The sequence below is a fragment of the Nisaea sp. genome, assembly GCF_965216895.1.
In the GTDB taxonomy this organism is placed as follows: Bacteria; Pseudomonadota; Alphaproteobacteria; order Thalassobaculales; family Thalassobaculaceae; genus Nisaea.
On sequence record NZ_OZ244205.1, the window covers coordinates 2,412,812 to 2,433,290 of the forward strand.

The following is a 20,479-nucleotide window of genomic DNA, read 5'->3' on the forward strand; positions in this document are numbered from 1 at the left end:
GGTCTCGCTACCGGCGCAGGCATACGACCATATGTTTACAAGCCGTTCGCATCGCGTTGATCGCCGGTTGACCTGCCCCCTCTAGCATCTGATCCAGATCAGAAAGAACTCCGCCATCCGACGCGGATCCGGAGTTCGGTTTATGAGGGGGCGGCGCCGGGGCGACCGCCGGGATGCATGAACAAGAGCACGCAGCACAGCATATCGTCCTTCCGGCAGACGGCGTCCCTCCGCCGCGGCCCGCTGGTCGCGATCGCGGTGATCGCCCTGACCCTGCTCTTTGCCCTCACACATTCCGGCAAGGACTGGCGGAGCAGCTCCGAGCTTCATACCCTCATGGCCTCATTGGGAGCCCTGCTCGCGCTCATTGCCGGGGTGCTCGCGATCATGCGCCATCGCACCCGCCCCAGCATGCGCTTTCTCTTCTTCGGGGCCGCCCTGATCGGCGCCGGGCTGATCGACGGCGGCCATGCACTGATCACGTCGAATGTCTTCGAGGTTCACAGGATATCCGACCTGCAGGAACTCGCGCCCTGGAGCTGGACGACCTCCCGCTTCTATTTCGCGACCCTGATCCTGGCCGCGCTGCTGTTCGAACGCTGGAGCAGCTCGCTCTCGCGGCGCCAAATCGTCATCAACGAGTCGCTCGTCGTGCTTGGTGCCGCTGCATTCTTCGTCTCTTGTGCGGTCGTCTTCCTCACCGTGCCGCTCCCGTCCGGCCAGTTCGAGGTGCTTGCCATCAGCCGGCCACAGGAAATCATCCCCGGCAGCACCTTGCTGATTGCGCTCGTCCTCGTGCTGCTCCGGCCGTCACCCTTCGACGACCCCTTCGAGACCTGGTTTGCGGTTTCGCTCGTTTGCGGGGTGTTCGCGCATTTCCTCTTCATGGCCTTCTCTGACGAGCTGTTCGATGCCAGTTTCGACCTGGCGCTGCTGCTGACCGTGGCAAGCTACGCCGCAATACTTGCCGGACTGCTTCTGAGCACCTACCGCGTTTTCCTGCTGGAGCGTACGAGAGCCGAGCAGAACGCCGCGCTTTCCGACGACCTGCAACGTCACGTGCGGCTGACCTATCACGACCTGCGCGAGCCGCTGCGCGGCATTCTCAACCTCGCCGACTGGATCGAGGAAGACAGCGGCGAGGACCTGCCGGACTCCGCGCGCCGGAACCTCACCCTGATCCGCAAGCAGGCGCGGCGCCTGGAGGACCTGGTGATCGGCTTCCGGGACTACGCGGAGGCCGGCATGCCGGATTCGTCGCCCGACGTCATCGATAGCGCGAGAATCATCCGGGACACTTTCGCCGCCCTCCACCGGGATGGCGGGTTCACGCTGTCGCTCGCCGCGCGGCTGCCCGCCATCTGGAGCCGCAAGGGCGGCTTCGATGTCGTCGTGCGCCGCATCCTCGAGAATGCGATCAAGCACCACGATAGAGGCGGCGGAACGATCCATGTGGATGTCCGGCAATTTCAGGACGGGCACGAGTTCCGCATCAGCGACGACGGCCCGGGAATCGCCGCGAACGATCGCGCGGCCGCCTTCGAGGCCTACAGGACCCTGCAGGCGAAGGATGTCCGCGAAGGCGCCGGTGTCGGCCTCGCCATTGCCCGGAAGATTGTCGAGGGCGCCGGTGGCGCCATCGGGATTGCAGAGACGGAAGGGACTTCCGCGAGAGGAACCACCGTCTGGTTTCGTTGGCCCTCCCGGCCGGCTGACCTCGCCCCACGGACCGAAGTCTGGTCGGAGCCGCGCCACGTCGCAGCGGCCGCCAACGACAGCCAAAACGCGGCATGAGCGAAGGATCGACGATGAACGCAATTTACGACTTTCTCTACGACAACGGTTTCATGCCGCACGGCTACTGCCTCTTGTGGGATGAGAAGCTCGTCTTCGCGCATGTCTTCTCCGACGCGACCATTGCGCTGGCCTATTTCAGTCTCCCGGTCTTCCTCTACGTCCTGATCCGCCGCCGGGACGACCTGCAATTCAACTGGCTGATCGGGATGTTCGCCGCGTTCATCCTGATGTGCGGCATAACGCACCTGTTCAACATTTGGACCTTGTGGGTGCCGAGCTACGGTGTGCAGGGCGTCCTGAAACTCGTCACCGCCATCGTCTCGATTGCCACGGCCATCGTCGCGTGGCCCCTGCTCTCCCGGATCCTCGCGATCCCCAGCTCCGAAATGCTGCGCACGGCCAACGAGGCCCTGCGGAAACAAACCGGAGCCCTCTCGGGGGCGCTCGGCCAGATACAGGAGAAAGCCGATGCCCTCGAAAAATCCGAAGCCGATCTCTCGCGATCGAACGAGGCACTCGACTCCTTTGCCTATATCGCCTCCCACGACCTGAAGGCGCCGCTCCGGGCGATCGACAACCTGTCGCAATGGATCGAGGAGGACCTCGAGGACCGGCTCGACGGAGAGACTCGCAAAAACATGACCCTGCTGCGCGGCCGCGTCGCGCGGATGAACAGCATGCTCGACGACCTGCTGGCCTATTCGCGCATCGGTCGCTCCGAGACTGAAATCCGGGCCATCGAATGCGAGAACTTCGTCAGGGAGACGTTCGACCTGGTCGACGCCGGGAACCGGTTCGCCCTCAGGATCGAGGGAGATCTTCCGGCGTTCGAAACCGCTGTCGCACCGCTGCGCCTGGTCCTCACCAATCTGTTCTCGAACGCGATCAAGCATCACAACGGGGATCGCGGAGTCATCACCGTGGCAGCGCGCCCGAACGGCCCGGTCATCGAGTTCACCGTCAGCGACGACGGCCCCGGTATCGACAAGGAACACCATGAACGCGTGTTCGAGATGTTCCAGACCCTGGCGCCCAGAGACGAGGTCGAAGGCACGGGGATCGGGCTCGCCGCGGTCAAGAAGACCATCGAGAACCTCGGTGGAACGATTTCCCTTGAAAGCGGGACCGACGAACCAGGTCTGACAGTCCGTTTTACCTGGCCCGCATCCATGCAGCGGAAGGAGGCAGCGTGATGGACGGTATGGTCATGGAGCAGAATACTCTTCAGAAAGAAGTCACCATCCTGATCGTCGACGACGATTCGATCGACCGCATGGCTTTCATCCGGAGCCTGCGCAAGGCCAAGGTGGCGAACCCCTATGTCGAGGCGCATGACGGCGCGGAAGCGCTGGACATCCTGCGCGGCAACAACGGCCATGCGCGGCTGACCGGCCCCTGCATCATCCTGCTCGACTGGAACATGCCGCGGCTCGGCGGCGAGGCCTTCCTCGAAGCGCTCAGGGCAGACCCGGACCTCGGCATGCATGTCGTATTCGTCCTGACGACCTCGGACTCGGACGAGGACCGCCTCGCCGCCTACCGCAAGCATGTCGCCGGCTACATCGTGAAGAGCCGCGCGGCGGAAGGCTTCCTCGACGCCGTGACCATGCTGGACCGCTACTGGCGCGTGGTCGAACTGCCCTAGGAGAGATGCGATGACGTCCAAGGTCCTCATCATCGACGACGACGCGGTCGACCGCCAGGCGGTCCGGCGCGCCATCACCCGTGCCGGCCTCGAGGTCCAGATCGTGGAAGCCACGAGCGGCGACCAGGCGGAAGCCGCCGTCGGCGAGGACCTCTATGACTGCGTTCTGCTGGATTACCGCCTTCCCGGCGAAAGCGGGTACGACATCCTCGACCGGATCAGACCCGCGCTCGATGCACGCCACACCCCCGTCATCATGATGACCGGGTCGGACAAGGACGTGCATTCCTTCGACGCGATCGCCCGCGGCGCCTACAGCTTCATCCGCAAACCGAATGTCACGCCGAACTCGATGAAGCGCGCCGTTGGCAATGCGATCGAGTTGACCAGGCTGAGGCGGGCCAAGGAAAGATCCGATATCGAACTCCGCCAGAAACGCGCGCTTCTGGAAGCGGCGGAGGAGATCGCCAATTTCGGCTGCTGGGAATACGACCTCGAAGACAAACGCGCTCAATGGTCCCCCGGTGTCTACCGGATATTCGGCGCCGGACCGGGCGAGATCGAGCCCGGGCCGGAAGCGATGGCGAGCTATGTCGCCCCGGACGCCTGGCAGACCTACATGGAAATCCGCCAGCGGGTGATCGACGAGAACATCAAGGGACAGATGACCTATGACATCACCCTGAAGGACGGAACGACGCGCCGGGTTCTCAACAAGATCCAGCCCATGGCCGGGGACGACGGCCGCGTCACGCGGCTGGTCGGCACGGTACAGGACATCACCGAACAGCTGGAATCCCAGCGGGTGCTCGAACGGGCACAGCGCATGGAGGCGCTCGGTCACTTCTCCGGCGGCGTGGCCCACGATTTCAACAATCTCCTCGGCATCATCATCGGCCATCTCGGGCTGCTCAAACGCACCCTGCCGGATGAGCCGAGAGTTATGAAGCGGATCGATACCGTTCAGCACGCGGCGGAGCGCGGCGCCCGTCTGGTGAAGCGCCTGCTCGCCTTCTCCAAGCGGTCGGATCCGGAAACAGTGGCGGTCGAGGTCAACGACCTTCTGCTCAACATCCAGGAGATGCTCGAGAAATCCCTGACCTCCCAGGTCGCATTCCGGATGCAGCTGTGCGAGGAGATCGATTCCGTCGAGATCGATCCGGGCGATCTCGAAGACGCCCTGATCAATCTCGTCGTCAACGCCCGCGACGCGATGCCGGACGGCGGAAGCCTGACGGTGGAGACCTCGCGGCTCTCGGTTTCCGACGGTTCGACCGGTCCGTACCGGCACCTCGCTCCCAGAGACTATGTCTGCATTTCCGTCGCCGACACGGGAACCGGCATGTCGGCCTTCGTGCGCGAGCGTGCGATGGACCCCTTCTTCTCGACCAAGGAGAAGAACAAGGGAACCGGCCTCGGCCTTTCCATGGTGTATGGCTTTGCCCGCCGGTCGGGCGGCCACCTCGCGATCGACTCGCAGCCGGGCGAGGGCACCCGCGTGCAGATCATCCTGCCTGCGGCGGAAGGGGCAACCGCAAGCGCCGGAAACTCCGTCGCGGAACCGGAGATGGACACCATCGAGCCATCGGGCCGCACCGTGCTGGTCGTCGACGACGAGCCCGAACTCGCGGACCTGGCCTCCGAAATCCTCACCGAACTCGGCTTCCGGACCCTGAAGGCGCCGGATGTCCGGACGGCGCTCGAGCTGCTCGAGAGCGAGCCGTCGATCGATCTCGTCTTCTCCGACGTCATCATGCCCGGTGGAAAATCCGGCTACGACCTGGCGGGCGAGATCCTCAAACGCTGGCCCCGGACGCGGCTCCTGCTGACCTCCGGACATACCAGCAAGAGGCCGGCGACCTCCCTGCCGCAGGACCTCGTCCGGAACCTTCTGCCCAAACCCTATACCGGCACCGAGCTGGCCCGGCGCGTCACCGCGCTCCTGCAGCCGGAAGACACGGTCGCCGCACCGGGGACACCTCCGGCGCGCCCCACAGTGGCCGCCACATGACTTTATTTCAGCGAAAGGGCGATTGATGTCGATCGCAGCAACCGAACTGTTCCGCAACGAGGAACTCCGCCGATTGCGGGTCCTCGACACGCCGCACGAGGAGGAATTCGACCTCGTCGTCCAGCTTGCGGCACATCTCTTCAATGCGCCGATCGCCCTGGTCTCTCTGGTCGACGAGACACGGCAATGGTTCAAGGCGCATTACGGTCTGGAAACCCGTGAGACGGATCGCAAGCATGCCTTCTGCACCCACGCGATCAAGGGGGACGAGGTCATGGTCGTCCCCGATGCGCAGGCGGACGAACGGTTCCGAGACAACCCGCTCGTCACCGGAGATCCGTCCATTCGCTTCTACGCGGGGGCACCCCTTCTGTCCCGGAACGCCGCCCGGCTCGGCACCCTGTGCGTGATCGACCGGGTACCGAGGGAATTCTCCGACTACGAGCGCAGGCTTCTCAAGGCCCTCAGCTTCATCGTCAACGCGCGCCTGGAAAACCGTCTGGCGGGACGATACGATTTCGGTCCGGAGAAGAATCACGCCCGTTTCATCGCTGCCCTTGGGGAGGTGACGGCCGGTTTCGTCGACGAACTTTCGAACGCCACCTCCATTGCCCTCGGAAACCTCGACTTCCTCGAGCGCACGGCCGGTTCCGACGCCACCAGTCTCGGCCGGATCAACACCATCCGGCGGCAATGCGGCCGGTCGATGCGGCTTGCAACCGATCTCGACCGTCTGGCCCGGGGATACCGCTCGGACTTGCCGCCGCTCGAACTCCGTTCGGTGCTGAGAAACGCCCGTCCGCGGCTCTCCGCGCGCCTCCCGGCCAGCATTCCGCTGCTGATCCATGCCGCAGAACAGTCCAGTCACGTCTCTGCGCGGGAAGACGAACTCGTCAAAGGTCTTTGCACCATGGTCTCCCTGGCCGGGGCCCATGCGAAACCGCGCGGCAAGGTCGAACTGGCGCAAGAACGGATCGCGGCCGACAAGCTGCCGTTCGGTGAAGGCGATCACCCGGCGAAACCGGTGGACTTTTTCACCCGGATCCGGGCTTCAAGCAACGCCGGGGCGCAGGAATCCGCTTCAGTTCCGCCGGAGCGCCTCTTGCAGGACGAGGCTGAAGGACTCTCTCTGGCATTCGCCCATCTCGTCGCCTTTGCCGGCGAATGCGGCGGCCATGTCGATTTCGGCGGTACCGGCGAGTCCGGCTTTGCCATCGATCTCTATCTTCCGCGTGCGGACGTGCCGGAATACCTGATGCGCGAGGAACCGCGGCCGCTCTCGAGCCTCTCCGCGATCGTCGCGGAAGCGGACTCCCGGCGACGGCAGCGACTTGTAATCCTTTTGGAGAGTCTGGGGATTAACGTGCTGGAGGCGGCGGATGCCGAGGCCGTGCGGACCCATCTCGACGAACAGCATGTGGACCTGCTGCTTGTCGCCCCGCGCCTCCCCCATCGGACCAGCGGCCTCCATCTCGTGGGTGAGCTGCTCCCGAGCTTTTCGGCGCTGCGCTTCATATTCGTCTACCCGGAAAGCGCAACGGGCTTCGAGTCTCTCGCCAATGAGTTCCAGCGCTGCGGCGCTGCGCCAGATACGGCAGGAACCAGCGATCTTGCGACCGTCATCCGATCTCTCTTCTGAGGAACATGTCATGTCGAACGAAAAACGCCTTCTCATTGTCGACGACGAACCCGATTTCGCGGAGATCGTTTCCGAAATCGCGGAGTCTCTCGGCTTCCGGACCCTGTCGGTCACCAGCGGCAAGCACTGCCTGGAAATGGCTCCGGTATTCGAACCAGACATCATCTTGCTCGACCTCGTGATGCCGGACATGGACGGCATGGAAGTCGTGATGGCCATGGGCCGCCGGGGCCTCAAGACACAGGTCATCCTGACCACCGGTTATGACGAAACGATGATCCAGGTTGCCGAGGTCCTCGGCGACGGCAACGGCTTGTCCATGCTCGGATCCGTGACGAAACCCGCAAGGGTCGAGACGATCGAGGCGCTCCTGCGCAACGGCACGAATGAAGCGAAAGAAACGAAAGAAGAGCAGAGGATCGGGGCATGACGAAGATCATCGTGATCGAGGACGATCAGGACTATTCCGACTTCATCATTGATGCGGCCAACGGGCTTGGCCTCGACTCGGTTGCCCTGAGCGGTCGCCGGGCGCTTTCGCGCTTCGAATGCGTCGATGCAGATATCATCACGCTCGACCTCAACATGCCGGAATTCGACGGCATCGAGGTCATTCGCCGGCTCGCGAAGCAGGACTTCAAGGGCGGGCTGATCCTGATCAGCGGCATTGACACCCGCGTCCTCCAGTCGGCGGCCACCCTCGCCAGGGCGCACGGACTCAAGGTTTGCGGACTGATGTGCAAGCCCGTCTCGCTCGACGAATTGGAACTCGCGATCGGCAACGCCGCCAAGGTTGCCGGCGAGTCGCGGCCGGCGCAGGCATGCGAATTCCGCGAAGCGGATATTTGGACCGCGCTCGAGAGCGACCAGCTGCGCGCCTATTTCCAGCCCAAGATCGACATGGCAAGTCGCCGTATCAAGGGAGCCGAAGCCCTGGTGCGCTGGAACCACCCCGAAAAGGGTATTCTTCCTCCGGGACGGTTCCTTCCCGCGATCGAAAGCATCGAGTTGATCGATGCCCTCTCGATGCGGATGCTGCGCCTCGCAGTCGATGCCTACAAGGCGTGGAAGAGCGAAGGTCTGAACATTCCGGTCGCGGTGAACTTCGAGGCTCCGTCCTTTCGCGATCTGGGCCTGCCGGAACGGGTCCAGGCCCTGCTGCGCGCGGAATCGGTCGAGCCCGACGCGATCGTCATCGAGGTTACCGAGACCAGCGTGATCAGCGACCTGCAGAAGTCGCTCGATGTGCTGGCCCGGATCCGGATGAAGGGGATCAGCCTGTCTGTCGACGATTTCGGGACCGGGCACTCCACCTTCGAGCAGCTGCGCACCATTCCCTTCACGGAACTGAAGATCGACCGGCGGTTCATTTCCCAGATCACCGATGACAGTGATGCGAGGTCCATCGTCCGCTCCATGATCGAACTTGCCGACCGGCTCGGCATCTCCTGCGTGGCCGAGGGCGTCGAGTCGCGGGAGGAGTACGAACTGCTCGAGGATTTCGGCTGCCGCGAGGTCCAGGGCTATTTCATCGCGCATCCAATGCCGGTGAATGACGCCACCAACTGGCACAAGGAATACGTGTCTTGCGCGGCATGAATTGCGTTGCACCGGTCCTCGGGAGGGCCGGTCCCCGGCCCTGAAGTTGCAGGGCGCGGGATGATCCGCTGCCGCCGCAGAGCGCGGCGGCGTGATGCCGACGGCCGGACGTTGCGATGCCACGGCACCGATCTGCCAGGGCACGAACCCGCAGTCGCCTGGCCCGGGCGCTTCGCCGAACCGACTCCGCTTCATGAATCCGTCTCCTGGATGGCGGCCCCTACCCGGGATCGGGGGAGTTTGCGGGGCTGAGGTCAGTCGGTTGCCCTGCCGCGACCATGGATTGAGCGCCTGATCCGCTTTCGGTTTTCTTGCATTTTCTTGATCTGCATCGAGGCAACAAAAAACGGCTCACGCTTGGTTGCGTAAGCCGTTGATATTGCTGGTTTCGGAGGCAGGATACCACTTATACCGAACGCAATTCAGGATCTAAGAGCCAATTGACGTCCGGACTACACCGACGGCCCATTCAATGGTGAGGACTCCTGTAAGCTCTTGTCGTTCAGTGGAACGGCCTGACCAGCTTCCGTTGCGCCGTTCGTTCACAGAAGCAGCTCCGGCAGGAACGTGATGATCTCGGGAAAGGCTACGAGAACCCCGATCGTGATGACATCGGCGATGAAGAACAGGATGATGCCCCGAAATACGGTGGTCAGCGGGATATCCGGCCGCACACCGTTCACCACGAAGCAGTTCAAGCCGATCGGCGGTGTGATCAGGCAGACCTCCGCCATCTTCACGACGATGATGCCGAACCAGATGGAATCGAAGCCGAGGGCAATAACAGCGGGATAGACTACCGGCAGGGTGAGGAGCAGCATCCCGATCGCATCCATGAACATGCCGAAGACGGCATAGGCCAGCAGGATGCAGATCATGATGACCATGGGGTCGGCATCCAGCGACAGGACCCACTGGGTGAAAGCTTCCGGGAGGCCGGAGAATCCGAGAAAGCGGACAAAGATCAGGACACCCCAGATCATCGCGAAGATCATCGCCGTGAGCTTGGCGGTCTCCATGAGCGCATCGCGGATGGAGGGCGCTCTTACGCCGCGCCATACTGCCATCAGCAAGACGATCGCAGCGCCGAGAGCGCCGGCCTCGGTCGGTGTCGCCCAACCGCCATAGATCGCCGTGATGATGATGACCACGACGGCGAAGATCGGCATGATCCCCGGCAGAGACCGGACACGCTCGCCGAACGTAAAGCCGCTCACCGGGGGACCGACATCCTTCTTCACTTTGGCCCAGAGGATGATGATCGCAGCATAGATCAGCGCGGAGACCAGTCCCGGAAGAAACCCTGCCAAGAGCAAGGCGCCCACCGACTCCTCGACGATGATCGCGTAGATGACCAGGATGGCCGAGGGCGGAATCAGCGACGCCAGCGTACCGCCCGCCGCGACCACGCCGGCCGCCATCGATTTGTCGTAGCCGTATTTCAGCATGTCCGGGATCGCGACCCGCGCGAAGACCGCCGCGGTCGCCGTGGACGCACCGGACACAGCGGCAAACCCGGCGGTCGCAAAGACCGTCGCGACGGCAAGTCCGCCCGGAACCCAGCCGATCCATTTGCGCGCGGCGTCGAAGAGTTGCTGCGTCATGCCTGCATGGAAGGCGAGGAAACCGATCAGAATGAAGAGCGGAAGGACACTCAAGGCGTAAGTAGAGGACTTTGAATGCGGGACGGTGCCGACAATCCCGGCCGCCGGCCCCCATCCGAGGAGTTCGACCAGTCCGAGGAGGCCGACGATCGAGGCCGCGTAGACGATCCGCACGCCGAGCAGGACCATGGCGAAGAGCAGGCCGACCCCGATCAGGCCGACCAGGAACGGATCGTCGAAACCAATGCCGATAATCATCGGTCCGTCTCCTCGACGTCACCCAGGGATTCGCGGATTTCGTCCTGGGCGACCTGGGCTGCATCCTTGTGCAGCACCACCCCGGCCGGCGCCAGGGCGGGGTCGATCAGCAGCCGGAGCGAGCCGGCGAACTGGATCGCCAGGCGGATCCACCAGATCGCGAAGGCCACCGGCACCAGGAGCTTGGAGGGCCAGACCGGAAACTCGGCATCGATGGTGGTATCGCCGAGCTCGTAGGCGCGCAGGAAGTGATCCCAGCCGAACCAGATGATGACGCCGATAATGAAGAGCGCCAGGAGGGTGCCGAGGCTCTCGACGAACCAGAGCAGGCGTCCTTCGAGATTTCCGACCAGGATGTCCATGCGAATATGGCCGCCGAGACGCTGGCAATAGGCGGCCCCAAGGAAGGCCAGCAGCGCCATCGAAAGCTCGACAAGGTCGATATAGCCGACGATCGGATTGTTAAAGATGCTCCGCAGCAGGATCTGCAGAACGCCGAGGGCCATCAACAGGAACACCGCGGCTCCGGCAACGAAATTGGCGACATTCTCGACCGGCGACAGGGTCTTGTCGGCGCGCAGAATGAATGACGCGAATCCTTCCGGCTCACTGGAGCCCGGTGTCGTGAATGACATCTAGCTAAACTCTTTCAACCGATTGTGCCGGCTACCGCTTTTCGGAAAAGGCTGCCCGGGCGACGCGACCGCCGCCCGGATTGCCGCATGGTAAGTGGCGCTATTTGAGCGTCGCTTTCGCTTCCTCTGCGTATTGCCAGATCGCATCGAAGACGCCCTGGGAATCGAACTTGTCGGCGTTGTCCGCGATCCACTCCTCCCAGACCGGCTGACCGGCGACCTTGCGGAACTCCTCGAGCGTGGCGTCGTCATAGGTGATCTTGTGCATCGTCTTCTCGAACATCGGCAGGTTCTTCTTGTCCTGCTCCGCATAGGCGGCCTGGGTCGCGTCCATGACCTCGTCCCGCATCCCCATCAGCAGATCCTGATACTGCTTCGGCAGTTTGCCGTAGGCGGTCTTGTTGAAGACCCAACCGCACTCGGAGGTGCCCGGCGTCAGGTTCGAGGTGTACCAGTCAGCCTCGTCGGAGATCTTGAAGGCGACATGGGCATAGGTATAGGGGAAGGCTGCGGCATCGAGCGCGCCGCGCTGGAACGCGGTCGAGGTTTCGCCCGCCGGCAGCGTCTGCCGCACGGCACCCAGTTTTTCCATGGCCGAACCGAGTCCGCCACCGGCACGGACCCGCATGCCCTTCCAAGCTTCAAGCGTCAGCGGCGGCTCGCCCTTGCCCAGAATCTCATACTGGGGAAGCAGGCCGGACACGTAGGGAATCGCGTTCCATTTCTCCATGTCGGCGATCATGGCCGGATGGCTCATCATTTTCGAGCGAACATATTTGTCGACGCGCGGGTCGCCCAGCGGCAGAAACGGCAAAGAGAACACCATGAAGGCCGGGTTCTTGCCGGGATGGTAGAAGTTGCAGAACGCCGCGCCCTCGAAGGCGTTCAGCTTCAGGCCGTCGAGATTCTCCCGCGACTTCGAAAGCTGGCCGCCATAGAAGATCTTGATCTTGAACTTGCCGTTGGTCTCGGCCGCGACCTTTTCCGCCAGCCGCTCCATGCCCACGGACAAGGCCCGCGGATTGCCCCACATCGACAGCTTCCAGAACACATCCGGACCGTCCACCGCGGCCTGGCTTGGCGGCGCGATGCCGAGCAGCGCCGCGGTCGCCGCCATCATCGAAATTATCTTGAGACGCATGGTGGTTCCTCCCATCGCATTGAAACCGAACATTTTTATTTTCCAGATGCCGAACGGGCCACCCACTTCCGCGCGGCCTGATCCGGTTTGCATGTCAGCTTAAACATATTTTTGTGTGAGAATCAAAAAAATCGATTTTTTCTGGTTCCGGCGCAAAAAGCATGTTTTAAATGATGGCATGATAGAGAAACCGCACATGACCCTTCAGGTGTTCGCGAGCGACGTCTCGCAGCAGATGGATGTCCGGATCCGGTGCGCGCCGGCGATGCTTTATGTGGAGGCCGGCTCCTTCCGGTTCGGCGATGAGACGCTCGGGGAAGGGGCGACGGAATTCGTCTCCGAAACCGGGGTGGATTCGCTCCGGGGATCCGGCCGGATATGTGTCTGGAGTATCGGGGCCGCGCCTGCGGCGTCCCCGGAACATTGCATGCTGCAGACAACCTCCGGGCTGGGCCTTGCTCCGGGCGAGTATGTGTTTCGGCTCGATACGGTCGGTTTCCCGCCCGGGGCGATCGCCTACCGGCACGTTCATCCGGGGCCGGGTTACCGGTATCTGGTCGAGGGGGCGCTGGAAATCCGGACGGACGACCACAGCACCGCCATTGCGCCGGGCGAGGCATGGTTCGAGGAGACCAATTCGCCGGTTACCGCATTCAATGTGCCGGACCGGGAAAGCCGGTTCGTGCGCGCCCACATGCTGCCCCGGGACTATCTTGGCAAGCCGTCGATCAAGTATCTGAACGACGAGGATCACGACAAGCCGAAGCTGCAGACAAACCATCGGTTTCGGGAACATATCGTGAGGATCTGAGGCGGCATCGGGGCAGGAGATGTATATCGGCACCGGACAGGACAGCGGAACGGCGCCTCTCCCGACATCGGAGAGCGAAACCATGTCCACCACCGCGCTGACGGCGAACCGGATCCGCGCGGACATTCTTTCCGGTTTTCTCGAACCGGGGCGCAAGCTGAAGATCGGCGATCTCAGCATGCGTTACGACGTCGGCGCGACGCCGGTTCGCGAGGCCCTGAGCCTGCTTACCTCGGACGCTCTGGTCGAGCGGATCGACCAGCGGGGCTTCCGGGTCGCCGTCGTCAGCCGGAGCGAGTTCGGCGAGTTGCTGAAGACCCGGTGCTGGCTCGAGGAACGGGCCCTGTCGGAATCCCTCGCCCACGGGGATCAGGCCTGGGAAGAAGCCCTCGTCCTTGCGCATCATCACATGTCCCGTTTCCCGAGATCCCGCGGCGCCGAGGGGTTCGAGGCGAACCCGGAATGGGAAGTCCGCCACAAGCGGTTCCACATGGCCCTTATCTCGGCCTGTGGCTCATCCATTCTCCTGCGCTATTGCGAACAGCTCTACGACCAGAATGTTCGCTACCGGATGATCGCGGGCCCTTCGGCCTATCCGAGCCGCCACATCAACGAGGAGCATGAGGCGATCCTGAACGCGGCCCTGGACCGCGATGCCGACACCGCCGTTTCGCTCCTGATCAGCCACTACGAGAAGACGGGCCGCTTCCTTGAAGAGCGTCTTCGCCGGGGAGAATGAAATGAGCGGTTACTTTCTGGTCGATGTCGCCTCCACGCTGACCCTGGAGCAAGCGCGCGCAGTCTGCGACGGCACCCTTGCCGCCGGCAGGGAGGCGGGGTTGCTGCCCCTGACGGTCGCGGTCCTCGATTCTGGTGCGAATCTGGTTCACTTCCAGCGGGAAGACGGGTGCGGCACCGTCAGGGGCGATATCGCCATCGGCAAGGCCGCAGCGGCGCTCGGCATGGGCATTCCGAGCCGGACAATTCGCGATCGCCTGAAGGACCGCCCCGCCTTTCAGTCGGCCATCGCCGCGGCGTCCGACGGCAGGTTCATTCCGGTTCCCGGCGGAGTTTTGATCCTGAACGCGGCCGGCCAGGCCGTCGGCGCGGTGGGCGTCAGCGGAGATGCCTCCGACAGGGACGAGTTTGCGGCAATTGCCGGCATCAAGAGCGCCGGCCTCAGCCCGAACCCGCCGGAGCCGGCGGACAACTGGCAGGACGCATCGCTCTGAAACCGCTCGCTTAAACAAGAAGGAAAACAACATGCGGATCTTCACTTTCAACAAACAGGGGACCCCGACCCTCGGCGCAAGGCTGGGCGACAAGGCGGTGGACCTCTCGCGTGCCGCTCCGGACCTGCCGCGCGACATGCTGTCGCTGCTCCGGGCCGGGCCGGAGGCGATGGACAAGGTACGGGTCGCCGTTGAAGGGGCGAGCGAGACCCTGGAGATCGGCTCGATCGAGTACTGCGTGCCGATCGCCGATCCTCCGAAAGTCCTCTGCGTCGGGCGGAACTACGCGGCCCATGCCAAGGAAGGCGGGGCGGAGCCGCCGAGCTATCCCGACATCTTCATGCGCAGCCGGTTGTCGCTGATCCCGCACAATGCGCCGATCATCCGCCCGAAACTGTCGGGCAACCTGGACTACGAATGCGAATTGCTGATCGTGATCGGGAAGACGGCGCACAACGTCACCGAAGAACAAGCTCTCGATTGTGTCGCCGGCTATTCCATCTTCAACGATGCGACGCTGCGCGACTACCAGCGCCGCACGACCCAGTGGACGATCGGAAAGAACTTCGACGGCACCGGCCCGATCGGCCCGGAAGTGGTGACACCGGACGAACTGCCCGCCGGTTGTGTCGGTCTGCAGATCCAGACCCGCCTGAATGGCGAAGTGATGCAGAATGCCAATACCAGCGACATGATTTTCCCGGTCGCCAAGACGATCTCACTGCTGAGCCAGACCATGACCCTGGAGCCGGGCGACCTGATCGCCACCGGGACCCCGGAAGGCGTCGGTTATGCCCGCAAGCCTCCCGTCTGGATGCGGGACGGCGATGTCGTCGAGATCGAGGTCGAGGGGATCGGCGTGCTCCGCAATCCGATCGCCGAAGAGGGCTGAACCATGAAGATCACGCCGAAGATGACCGTAACGACGTCCGTTTCAGGCGTCGGAGCGTCGCACTCGCGCACCGATATCTCGGTGCGCGACGTGACCAGCGTGATCGATGAGCCGGAAGCCCGCGGCGGCACCAATGCAGGCCCGGCGCCGACGGAAACCGCGCTCGCCGCGCTTGCCGGATGCACGAACGTGATCGCGAACAAGTGCGCGGCCAGCCTCGGCGTGGATATCGGTCACCTGACGATCTCGGTTGACTGCCGGTTCGACCGGCGCGGCGTCACGCTGACCGAGGAGATCGATGTTCCGTTCAAGAGCATCGAAATGATCGTCGAGGCGGACGGCAGCGCAAGCGAAGGGGACCTGGCCCGGGTTGCGTCCGAAGTCGCCAAATACTGTCCGGTCGCGAAGCTGTTTCGTCAGGCCGGAACCGAGATCAGCGAGGTCTGGAAGAAAGCCGGGACCTAGGACAGCGCAACAAAGGCCCGAGAAATCCGGAAAACCGGCGGGCCCACGAAGGGAGGACGACATGATCAATCTGAAAACTGTTCTGAAGAGAACTGCGGGCGCGGCCGTGTTCCTCGCCGCTGCGGCCACGACACCGGTTCAGGCTGTCGAGACGATCAAGCTGGTCGCGATCGACGGCTATCCGGCCCGCGCGATGTGGGTCAAGGAATTCTCGGAATACTTTCTCCCCGAGGTCAACAAGCGCCTCGCCGCGGGAGGCGCCTACAAGATCGAGTGGCAGGAAGCCTATGGCGGCACCATCGTAAAGCCGAAGGGGGTGCTTGAGGGCATCAAGCTCGGTCTCGGCGATATCGGCGTCGTGACGACCGTGTTCCACAGCTCGAAACTGCCGCTGCAGGGGATTGCCTTTGTCACTCCGTTCATCAGTTCCGATGCCGGAACCGTGGCTCAGGCGGTCGACGAGATCGCCGCGGAGTTTCCGCATATGGGCGAAGCCTTCGAGAGACAGAACCAGGTCCTGCTCGCCAATGGCGTGGTGCTCGACAGCTATCAGGTTTTCTCGCGGGTACCGGTCAGCGGGATCGCCGACCTGAACGGCAGGAAAGTGGCCGGTGCCGGCTATAACCTGAGGTATCTGGAGGGGGTCGGCGCGGCCGGGGTCCGCGGCGGCCTGACCAACTTCTACAACATGCTGCAGACCGGCGTCGTCGACCAGGCGATGCTCTGGCCCGAAGCCGCGAAGACCTTCAAGATCGGCGAGGTCGCGCCCTACATGCTCAAAGCCAACCTCGGCGCGGTGAACACGAAATCCGTTACGGTCAACATGGACACCTGGAAGAAGCTGCCCCAGGAGGTCAGGGACGTCCTGAAGGCAGTTGCGACGGACTACCGTGACCGGATTGCCGGCATCGCGATGCAGAGGGCCGAGGCCAGCGAGACGAAGTTCGTCGCCGATGGCGGCACGATCGTCGAGCTCTCCGCCGAGCAACGCAAGGCATGGGCAGAGGCCATGCCGAACATCGCCGCCGAATGGGCGGAGGGTCTGGAGGCCGAAGGCGTTCCCGCCAAGGAGATGCTGCGGGCCTACATGGCGAAACTGAAAGCGGCCGGCGAGGCCCCGACCCGCGACTGGACGGCGGACCTGAAGTGAGGCCGGCCACGCCGGTCACGCGGACAATCGGCACATGAACATCTCCGGAAGACCGATCGAGAGCGTGTCGGGGGCTGTCGACAGGGTGACCATCCTGGCGAACGCCTGCGGCTCGCTCTTCGTCCTGTTCCTCGTCGTCACGGTCGTGATCGACGTCATTGCCCGCGGCGTCTTCCATGCGCCTCTGAAAGGCAGCGTCGAACTCGTCGAGTTTTCCGTGGTCTTCATCGTGTTCCTGCAATTGCCGGACGTCGTGCGCGTCGGGCGGTTGACCCGATCCGACGGCCTTCTGCAGGTCCTCGACGAGAGTGCCCCGCAGGTCGGCGTTTGGATCCGGCGGGCGCTCGACGGCCTCGCCGCACTTCTCATGGTGTTGATCGCGATCACCATGTATCCGGAAGTCCTGGAGGCCTGGGAGACGCAGGACTATGTCGGCACGCCGGGCGTTTTCACGGCTCCGGCCTGGCCGATAAAGCTGGCAATCCTTTTCGGCGCCGTGATGTGCGGTCTGCGATGGATCCTGAACATCCTGCAGCCGCGCACGGGGGGCGCGTCATGAGTCCGTTCGAAATCGGGACGATCTCCCTCCTGCTCATTGTCGGCCTGATCTATCTCGGCCTCTACGTGCCGATCGCGCTCGGCATCGTGTCCTTTGTCGGGATCTGGCTGATCCGCGACAACGCTACCCTGGCGATGAACCTTCTGAAGATCGCGATCTCGGACAGCGTGACCGAGTACACTTTCGCGACGATCCCGCTGTTCACCTTCATGGGGCTCGTGGTCTCGCGCGCGGGTCTCGGGACCGATGTCTACTCGGTGATGAATCAGCTGTTCGGCCGCATGCAGGGCGGGATCGGCATGGCGACGGTGGGCGCGAACGCGATGTTCGCCGCCGTGACCGGCTCCTCGATCGCCTCCGCCTCCGTGTTCACCCGGGTCTCGGTCCCGGAGATGCTGCGGCTCGACTACAATCCGCGCTTCGCCGTCGGCGTGGTCGCCGGCTCGTCGGTGCTCGGCATGATCATCCCGCCGAGCGCCATGCTGATCATTTACTCCTTTGTTGCCGAGCAGTCGGTCGGTCACATGTTCATTGCCGGGATCGTGCCCGGCCTGCTGCTGGCGGCCGCCTTCGTGCTCGCCATCGCCGTCATGGCGCGGCTGACGCCGGGATTTGTCGGCGGTTCCGCAGCGGGCGAGGATTCCATGACCTGGAGCGAGACGGCCCGCAAGACCCTGCCGGTCCTGTTCCTCATCCTCCTTGTGCTCGGCGGCATCTATGCCGGCTTCTTCACCCCGGTGGAGGCCGGAGCGGTCGGCGCCGCCGCATCGCTCCTGCTCGCCGTTTTGGCCCGTCGCATGAGCCTGCGGGATTTCTGGCGAACACTGATCGAGACCGGCCACATAACGGCGAACATCCTCTTCCTGATCACCGCGGCCTCGATGTACAGCCGCATGCTCGGTTTCGCCGGATTGCCGAACGAGCTGGGGGCGCTTCTGGAGGCCAGCCAGCTCGACTATTTCTGGGTGATGGCAGCCTATGTGGTGCTGATGCTGTTCCTCGGGACCCTGCTGGACACGGCCTCGATCATCCTCATTGTCGTGCCGCTCTTCCTGCCATTGGTCGAACCCATGGGCATGAGTCTCATCTGGTTCGGCATCGTTACCGTCATCGGCGCCGAGATCGGCTTGCTGACACCGCCGCTCGGCCTGTCCTGCTTCACGATCAAGGCGACGCTGAGCGACCAGCGCATTGCCCTGAAGGACGTCTTCATCGGCGCCCTGCCTTTTGCCGCCGTCATGCTCGTGGTGCTGATCCTGATCATCAGGTTCCCGGTCCTGAGCACGGGCCTGCTGCCCTGACCGCCCCGCCGAAGCCCCGGAGTTCATCCCATGAGAAACGTGAACAAAGAGACCATCACCCAGGCCTTCATGGATTATTGCGCGGCAGATACTGAACCGCGGTTGCGCTTCATTCTGGAACGTCTGGTGCATCACCTGCACGCTTTCGCCAGGGAGACCGAACTGACGCACGAGGAATGGCGCAGTGGCATCGACCTGCTGACGCGGACCGGGCACATCACGGACGCGCATCGCAACGAGTTCGTGCTGTTTTCCGACCTGCTCGGTCTCTCCTCGCTGGTCGACATGATCCATTCGTCCGAGGACGCGACCCCCTCCAGTGTGCTGGGGCCGTTTCATGTGCTGGGCGCGCCCCTCCTGCCTGTCGGTGGCGATCTGATCCGGAACAATGAAGGCGACCCGCTCGTGGTCAGCGGACGGGTGAAGGGCGCAAAGGGGGAGATCCTTGCCGGGGCCGAACTCGAAATCTGGCAGACCGCCGCCAACGCGCTCTATTCCAGCCAGGACGAGAATCAGTCGGAATACAATCTGCGCGCCCGTCAGGTTGTCGGCGCGGACGGCCGCTACTGTTTCTCGACTGTCCGGCCGGTCCCCTACGAGGTTCCGACCGACGGCCCCGGAGGAGAAATGCTTCGGGCAACCGGCCGGCATGCCTGGCGCCCGTCCCATCTCCACATCATCGTCAGGGCGCCGGGATACCGCAGCCTCGTCACGGAGCTGTTCCCGGATAACGATCCCTATCTCGACGAGGACGCGGTGTTCGGCGTCCGGGAGGGGATCGTCATGCATTACGAACCACACGAGTCGCGGGACGATCTGCCGGCAGACCTCGAAATACGCGACACGATCGCCACGCCGTATCTCATGGTCGATTTTGATTTCGTGCTTGCAGAAAAATAAGAGGACAGGTGCATGACAGACGCGATCAGGGCGGCCCAGGAAGAGGTCGCGGTTCTGCGGTCACGGGTTCGCGCGCTCGACGCCGACGGGCTCGATCTTCTCTTCCGCGGGGCGCGCTCGCACAACAAATGGACCGACGCGCAGGTCACTGACGATCAGATCCGGCAGCTGTATGATCTGGTCCGCATGGGCCCGACGGCGAATAACGGATGCCCGGCGCGCTACCTGTTCGTTCGAACCGGGGAGAACAAGGCGAGACTGGCCGAATGTGTCTCTCCCGGCAACAAGCCGAAGGTGCTGAGCGCACCGGTGACCGCGATCATCGGATACGACACGGCATATTTCGAGAATTTCGACCGGCTGTTTCCACACAAGCCGGAATACAGGGACATGTTCGCGGCGGACCCGAACAAGGCAAAAGCGGCGGCGTTCCGCAACAGCTCCCTGCAGGGCGCCTACCTGATCCTGGCCGCCCGCGCGCTCGGTCTCGATACAGGTCCGATGTCCGGCTTTGACAATGCTGCTGTGGACAAGGCGTTTTTCGCCAGCACGTCGATCCGCTCCAATTTCCTGTGCTGCCTCGGCATCGCCGACCTGACGGGACTGTTCCAGCGCCTGCCACGATTGGAGTTCGACGAGGTTTGCGGGCTCTTGTGACACCCTATTCACAAAGGCAGCCGGTGCCGCGAAACTCGGACGATCCAGACCGCACCTCGTTCCGGTCAGGGAACGGCCCGCGCAATATCGCAGAATGCGCCTGAGCCATCCCAGATGGCGGCGTTCGCCGATGAACATCCGGAAAGCCATGCCGCGCAGTCGGTCGCCGCAACGGCATTTCAC

The 20,479-nt window shown here is 63.3% G+C and carries 20 protein-coding genes; 17 read left to right on the forward strand and 3 right to left on the reverse strand.

Going from position 1 to position 20,479, the window contains the following annotated elements:
* Positions 1 to 177 precede the first annotated feature (177 nt).
* From ACOOE1_RS11565 to ACOOE1_RS11595, 7 genes are read left to right on the forward strand one after another with little or no spacing between them, the layout of a single operon-like run.
* A complete protein-coding gene (locus tag ACOOE1_RS11565) occupies positions 178 to 1,794 on the forward strand; it encodes a sensor histidine kinase (RefSeq protein ID WP_420402351.1) in 1,617 nt (538 codons plus the stop codon).
* Positions 1,791 to 2,990, forward strand: coding sequence for a sensor histidine kinase (locus tag ACOOE1_RS11570; protein ID WP_420402352.1), 1,200 nt, complete (start codon positions 1,791 to 1,793; stop codon positions 2,988 to 2,990). Before ACOOE1_RS11565 ends, ACOOE1_RS11570 begins: the two co-directional genes overlap by 4 nt.
* Positions 2,990 to 3,442: a response regulator gene (locus ACOOE1_RS11575; protein WP_420402353.1), complete on the forward strand. Its 453-nt coding sequence runs from the start codon at positions 2,990 to 2,992 to the stop codon at positions 3,440 to 3,442. The genes ACOOE1_RS11570 and ACOOE1_RS11575 overlap by 1 nt, the downstream gene beginning before the upstream one ends.
* A 10-nt stretch (positions 3,443 to 3,452) precedes the next feature.
* Positions 3,453 to 5,453, forward strand: a complete 2,001-nt coding sequence (locus tag ACOOE1_RS11580; protein ID WP_420402354.1) for a response regulator — start codon at positions 3,453 to 3,455, stop codon at positions 5,451 to 5,453.
* 25 nt (positions 5,454 to 5,478) lie between these two features.
* Positions 5,479 to 7,092 (forward strand): GAF domain-containing protein, encoded by a 1,614-nt coding sequence (locus tag ACOOE1_RS11585; protein ID WP_420402355.1) that lies wholly within the window; start codon positions 5,479 to 5,481, stop codon positions 7,090 to 7,092.
* 10 nt (positions 7,093 to 7,102) lie between these two features.
* Positions 7,103 to 7,522 carry a response regulator gene (locus ACOOE1_RS11590; protein WP_420402356.1) on the forward strand — a complete coding sequence of 140 codons (420 nt, stop codon included), beginning with the start codon at positions 7,103 to 7,105 and terminating at the stop codon, positions 7,520 to 7,522.
* Positions 7,519 to 8,691 (forward strand): EAL domain-containing response regulator, encoded by a 1,173-nt coding sequence (locus tag ACOOE1_RS11595; protein ID WP_420402357.1) that lies wholly within the window; start codon positions 7,519 to 7,521, stop codon positions 8,689 to 8,691. Before ACOOE1_RS11590 ends, ACOOE1_RS11595 begins: the two co-directional genes overlap by 4 nt.
* 542 nt (positions 8,692 to 9,233) lie before the next feature.
* Here ACOOE1_RS11595 and ACOOE1_RS11600 read toward each other — a convergent pair.
* The 3 genes from ACOOE1_RS11600 to dctP all read right to left on the reverse strand — a co-directional run bounded on the left by ACOOE1_RS11600 (position 9,234) and on the right by dctP (position 12,329).
* Complete coding sequence (locus ACOOE1_RS11600; RefSeq protein ID WP_420402358.1) at positions 9,234 to 10,553, reverse strand: TRAP transporter large permease; 1,320 nt, start codon at positions 10,551 to 10,553, stop codon at positions 9,234 to 9,236.
* Positions 10,550 to 11,188 (reverse strand): TRAP transporter small permease subunit, encoded by a 639-nt coding sequence (locus tag ACOOE1_RS11605; RefSeq protein WP_420402359.1) that lies wholly within the window; start codon positions 11,186 to 11,188, stop codon positions 10,550 to 10,552. Before ACOOE1_RS11605 ends, ACOOE1_RS11600 begins: the two co-directional genes overlap by 4 nt.
* A 100-nt stretch (positions 11,189 to 11,288) precedes the next feature.
* Positions 11,289 to 12,329, reverse strand: a complete 1,041-nt coding sequence (gene dctP / locus ACOOE1_RS11610) for a TRAP transporter substrate-binding protein DctP (RefSeq protein ID WP_420402360.1) — start codon at positions 12,327 to 12,329, stop codon at positions 11,289 to 11,291.
* Between the two features lie 196 nt (positions 12,330 to 12,525).
* On the opposite strand from dctP, the gene ACOOE1_RS11615 reads away from it, so the two are divergent.
* The 10 genes from ACOOE1_RS11615 to ACOOE1_RS11660 all read left to right on the forward strand — a co-directional run bounded on the left by ACOOE1_RS11615 (position 12,526) and on the right by ACOOE1_RS11660 (position 20,296).
* The gene (locus tag ACOOE1_RS11615; RefSeq protein WP_420402361.1) at positions 12,526 to 13,140 is read left to right on the forward strand and encodes a cupin domain-containing protein; all 615 of its coding nucleotides are present in this window, start codon (positions 12,526 to 12,528) and stop codon (positions 13,138 to 13,140) included.
* A gap of 82 nt (positions 13,141 to 13,222) precedes the next feature.
* Positions 13,223 to 13,879: a GntR family transcriptional regulator gene (locus ACOOE1_RS11620; protein ID WP_420402362.1), complete on the forward strand. Its 657-nt coding sequence runs from the start codon at positions 13,223 to 13,225 to the stop codon at positions 13,877 to 13,879.
* A gap of 1 nt (position 13,880) precedes the next feature.
* Complete coding sequence (locus tag ACOOE1_RS11625) at positions 13,881 to 14,372, forward strand: GlcG/HbpS family heme-binding protein (protein WP_420402363.1); 492 nt, start codon at positions 13,881 to 13,883, stop codon at positions 14,370 to 14,372.
* 31 nt (positions 14,373 to 14,403) lie between these two features.
* Positions 14,404 to 15,264 carry a fumarylacetoacetate hydrolase family protein gene (locus ACOOE1_RS11630; protein ID WP_420402364.1) on the forward strand — a complete coding sequence of 287 codons (861 nt, stop codon included), beginning with the start codon at positions 14,404 to 14,406 and terminating at the stop codon, positions 15,262 to 15,264.
* Between the two features lie 3 nt (positions 15,265 to 15,267).
* On the forward strand, positions 15,268 to 15,729 hold the full coding sequence (locus ACOOE1_RS11635) for an OsmC family protein (RefSeq protein ID WP_420402365.1): 462 nt from the start codon (positions 15,268 to 15,270) through the stop codon (positions 15,727 to 15,729).
* Positions 15,730 to 15,790: 61 nt separating this feature from the next.
* Positions 15,791 to 16,879 carry a C4-dicarboxylate TRAP transporter substrate-binding protein gene (locus ACOOE1_RS11640; protein WP_420402366.1) on the forward strand — a complete coding sequence of 363 codons (1,089 nt, stop codon included), beginning with the start codon at positions 15,791 to 15,793 and terminating at the stop codon, positions 16,877 to 16,879.
* Between the two features lie 34 nt (positions 16,880 to 16,913).
* Complete coding sequence (locus tag ACOOE1_RS11645; RefSeq protein WP_420402367.1) at positions 16,914 to 17,438, forward strand: TRAP transporter small permease; 525 nt, start codon at positions 16,914 to 16,916, stop codon at positions 17,436 to 17,438.
* Entirely contained in the window at positions 17,435 to 18,739 is a 1,305-nt protein-coding gene (locus tag ACOOE1_RS11650; RefSeq protein WP_420402368.1) for a TRAP transporter large permease, read from the forward strand. Before ACOOE1_RS11645 ends, ACOOE1_RS11650 begins: the two co-directional genes overlap by 4 nt.
* Positions 18,740 to 18,769: 30 nt before the next feature.
* Complete coding sequence (locus tag ACOOE1_RS11655; RefSeq protein ID WP_420402369.1) at positions 18,770 to 19,639, forward strand: dioxygenase; 870 nt, start codon at positions 18,770 to 18,772, stop codon at positions 19,637 to 19,639.
* A 12-nt stretch (positions 19,640 to 19,651) separates the two neighbouring features.
* Positions 19,652 to 20,296 (forward strand): malonic semialdehyde reductase, encoded by a 645-nt coding sequence (locus ACOOE1_RS11660; RefSeq protein ID WP_420402370.1) that lies wholly within the window; start codon positions 19,652 to 19,654, stop codon positions 20,294 to 20,296.
* Positions 20,297 to 20,479: the final 183 nt, after the last annotated feature.

Coding starts and splice junctions, on each gene's coding strand:
- ACOOE1_RS11565 (WP_420402351.1), top strand. CDS start 178: ATGAACAAGAGCACGCAGCACAGCATATCGTCCTTCCGGCAGACGGCG.
- ACOOE1_RS11570 (WP_420402352.1), top strand. CDS start 1,791: ATGAGCGAAGGATCGACGATGAACGCAATTTACGACTTTCTCTACGAC.
- ACOOE1_RS11585 (WP_420402355.1), top strand. CDS start 5,479: ATGTCGATCGCAGCAACCGAACTGTTCCGCAACGAGGAACTCCGCCGA.
- ACOOE1_RS11615 (WP_420402361.1), top strand. CDS start 12,526: ATGACCCTTCAGGTGTTCGCGAGCGACGTCTCGCAGCAGATGGATGTC.
- ACOOE1_RS11640 (WP_420402366.1), top strand. CDS start 15,791: ATGATCAATCTGAAAACTGTTCTGAAGAGAACTGCGGGCGCGGCCGTG.
- ACOOE1_RS11575 (WP_420402353.1), top strand. CDS start 2,990: ATGGACGGTATGGTCATGGAGCAGAATACTCTTCAGAAAGAAGTCACC.
- ACOOE1_RS11580 (WP_420402354.1), top strand. CDS start 3,453: ATGACGTCCAAGGTCCTCATCATCGACGACGACGCGGTCGACCGCCAG.
- ACOOE1_RS11645 (WP_420402367.1), top strand. CDS start 16,914: ATGAACATCTCCGGAAGACCGATCGAGAGCGTGTCGGGGGCTGTCGAC.
- ACOOE1_RS11620 (WP_420402362.1), top strand. CDS start 13,223: ATGTCCACCACCGCGCTGACGGCGAACCGGATCCGCGCGGACATTCTT.
- ACOOE1_RS11625 (WP_420402363.1), top strand. CDS start 13,881: ATGAGCGGTTACTTTCTGGTCGATGTCGCCTCCACGCTGACCCTGGAG.
- ACOOE1_RS11655 (WP_420402369.1), top strand. CDS start 18,770: ATGAGAAACGTGAACAAAGAGACCATCACCCAGGCCTTCATGGATTAT.
- ACOOE1_RS11605 (WP_420402359.1), bottom strand. CDS start 11,188: ATGTCATTCACGACACCGGGCTCCAGTGAGCCGGAAGGATTCGCGTCA.
- ACOOE1_RS11630 (WP_420402364.1), top strand. CDS start 14,404: ATGCGGATCTTCACTTTCAACAAACAGGGGACCCCGACCCTCGGCGCA.
- ACOOE1_RS11595 (WP_420402357.1), top strand. CDS start 7,519: ATGACGAAGATCATCGTGATCGAGGACGATCAGGACTATTCCGACTTC.
- ACOOE1_RS11660 (WP_420402370.1), top strand. CDS start 19,652: ATGACAGACGCGATCAGGGCGGCCCAGGAAGAGGTCGCGGTTCTGCGG.
- ACOOE1_RS11590 (WP_420402356.1), top strand. CDS start 7,103: ATGTCGAACGAAAAACGCCTTCTCATTGTCGACGACGAACCCGATTTC.
- ACOOE1_RS11635 (WP_420402365.1), top strand. CDS start 15,268: ATGAAGATCACGCCGAAGATGACCGTAACGACGTCCGTTTCAGGCGTC.
- dctP (WP_420402360.1), bottom strand. CDS start 12,329: ATGCGTCTCAAGATAATTTCGATGATGGCGGCGACCGCGGCGCTGCTC.
- ACOOE1_RS11650 (WP_420402368.1), top strand. CDS start 17,435: ATGAGTCCGTTCGAAATCGGGACGATCTCCCTCCTGCTCATTGTCGGC.
- ACOOE1_RS11600 (WP_420402358.1), bottom strand. CDS start 10,553: ATGATTATCGGCATTGGTTTCGACGATCCGTTCCTGGTCGGCCTGATC.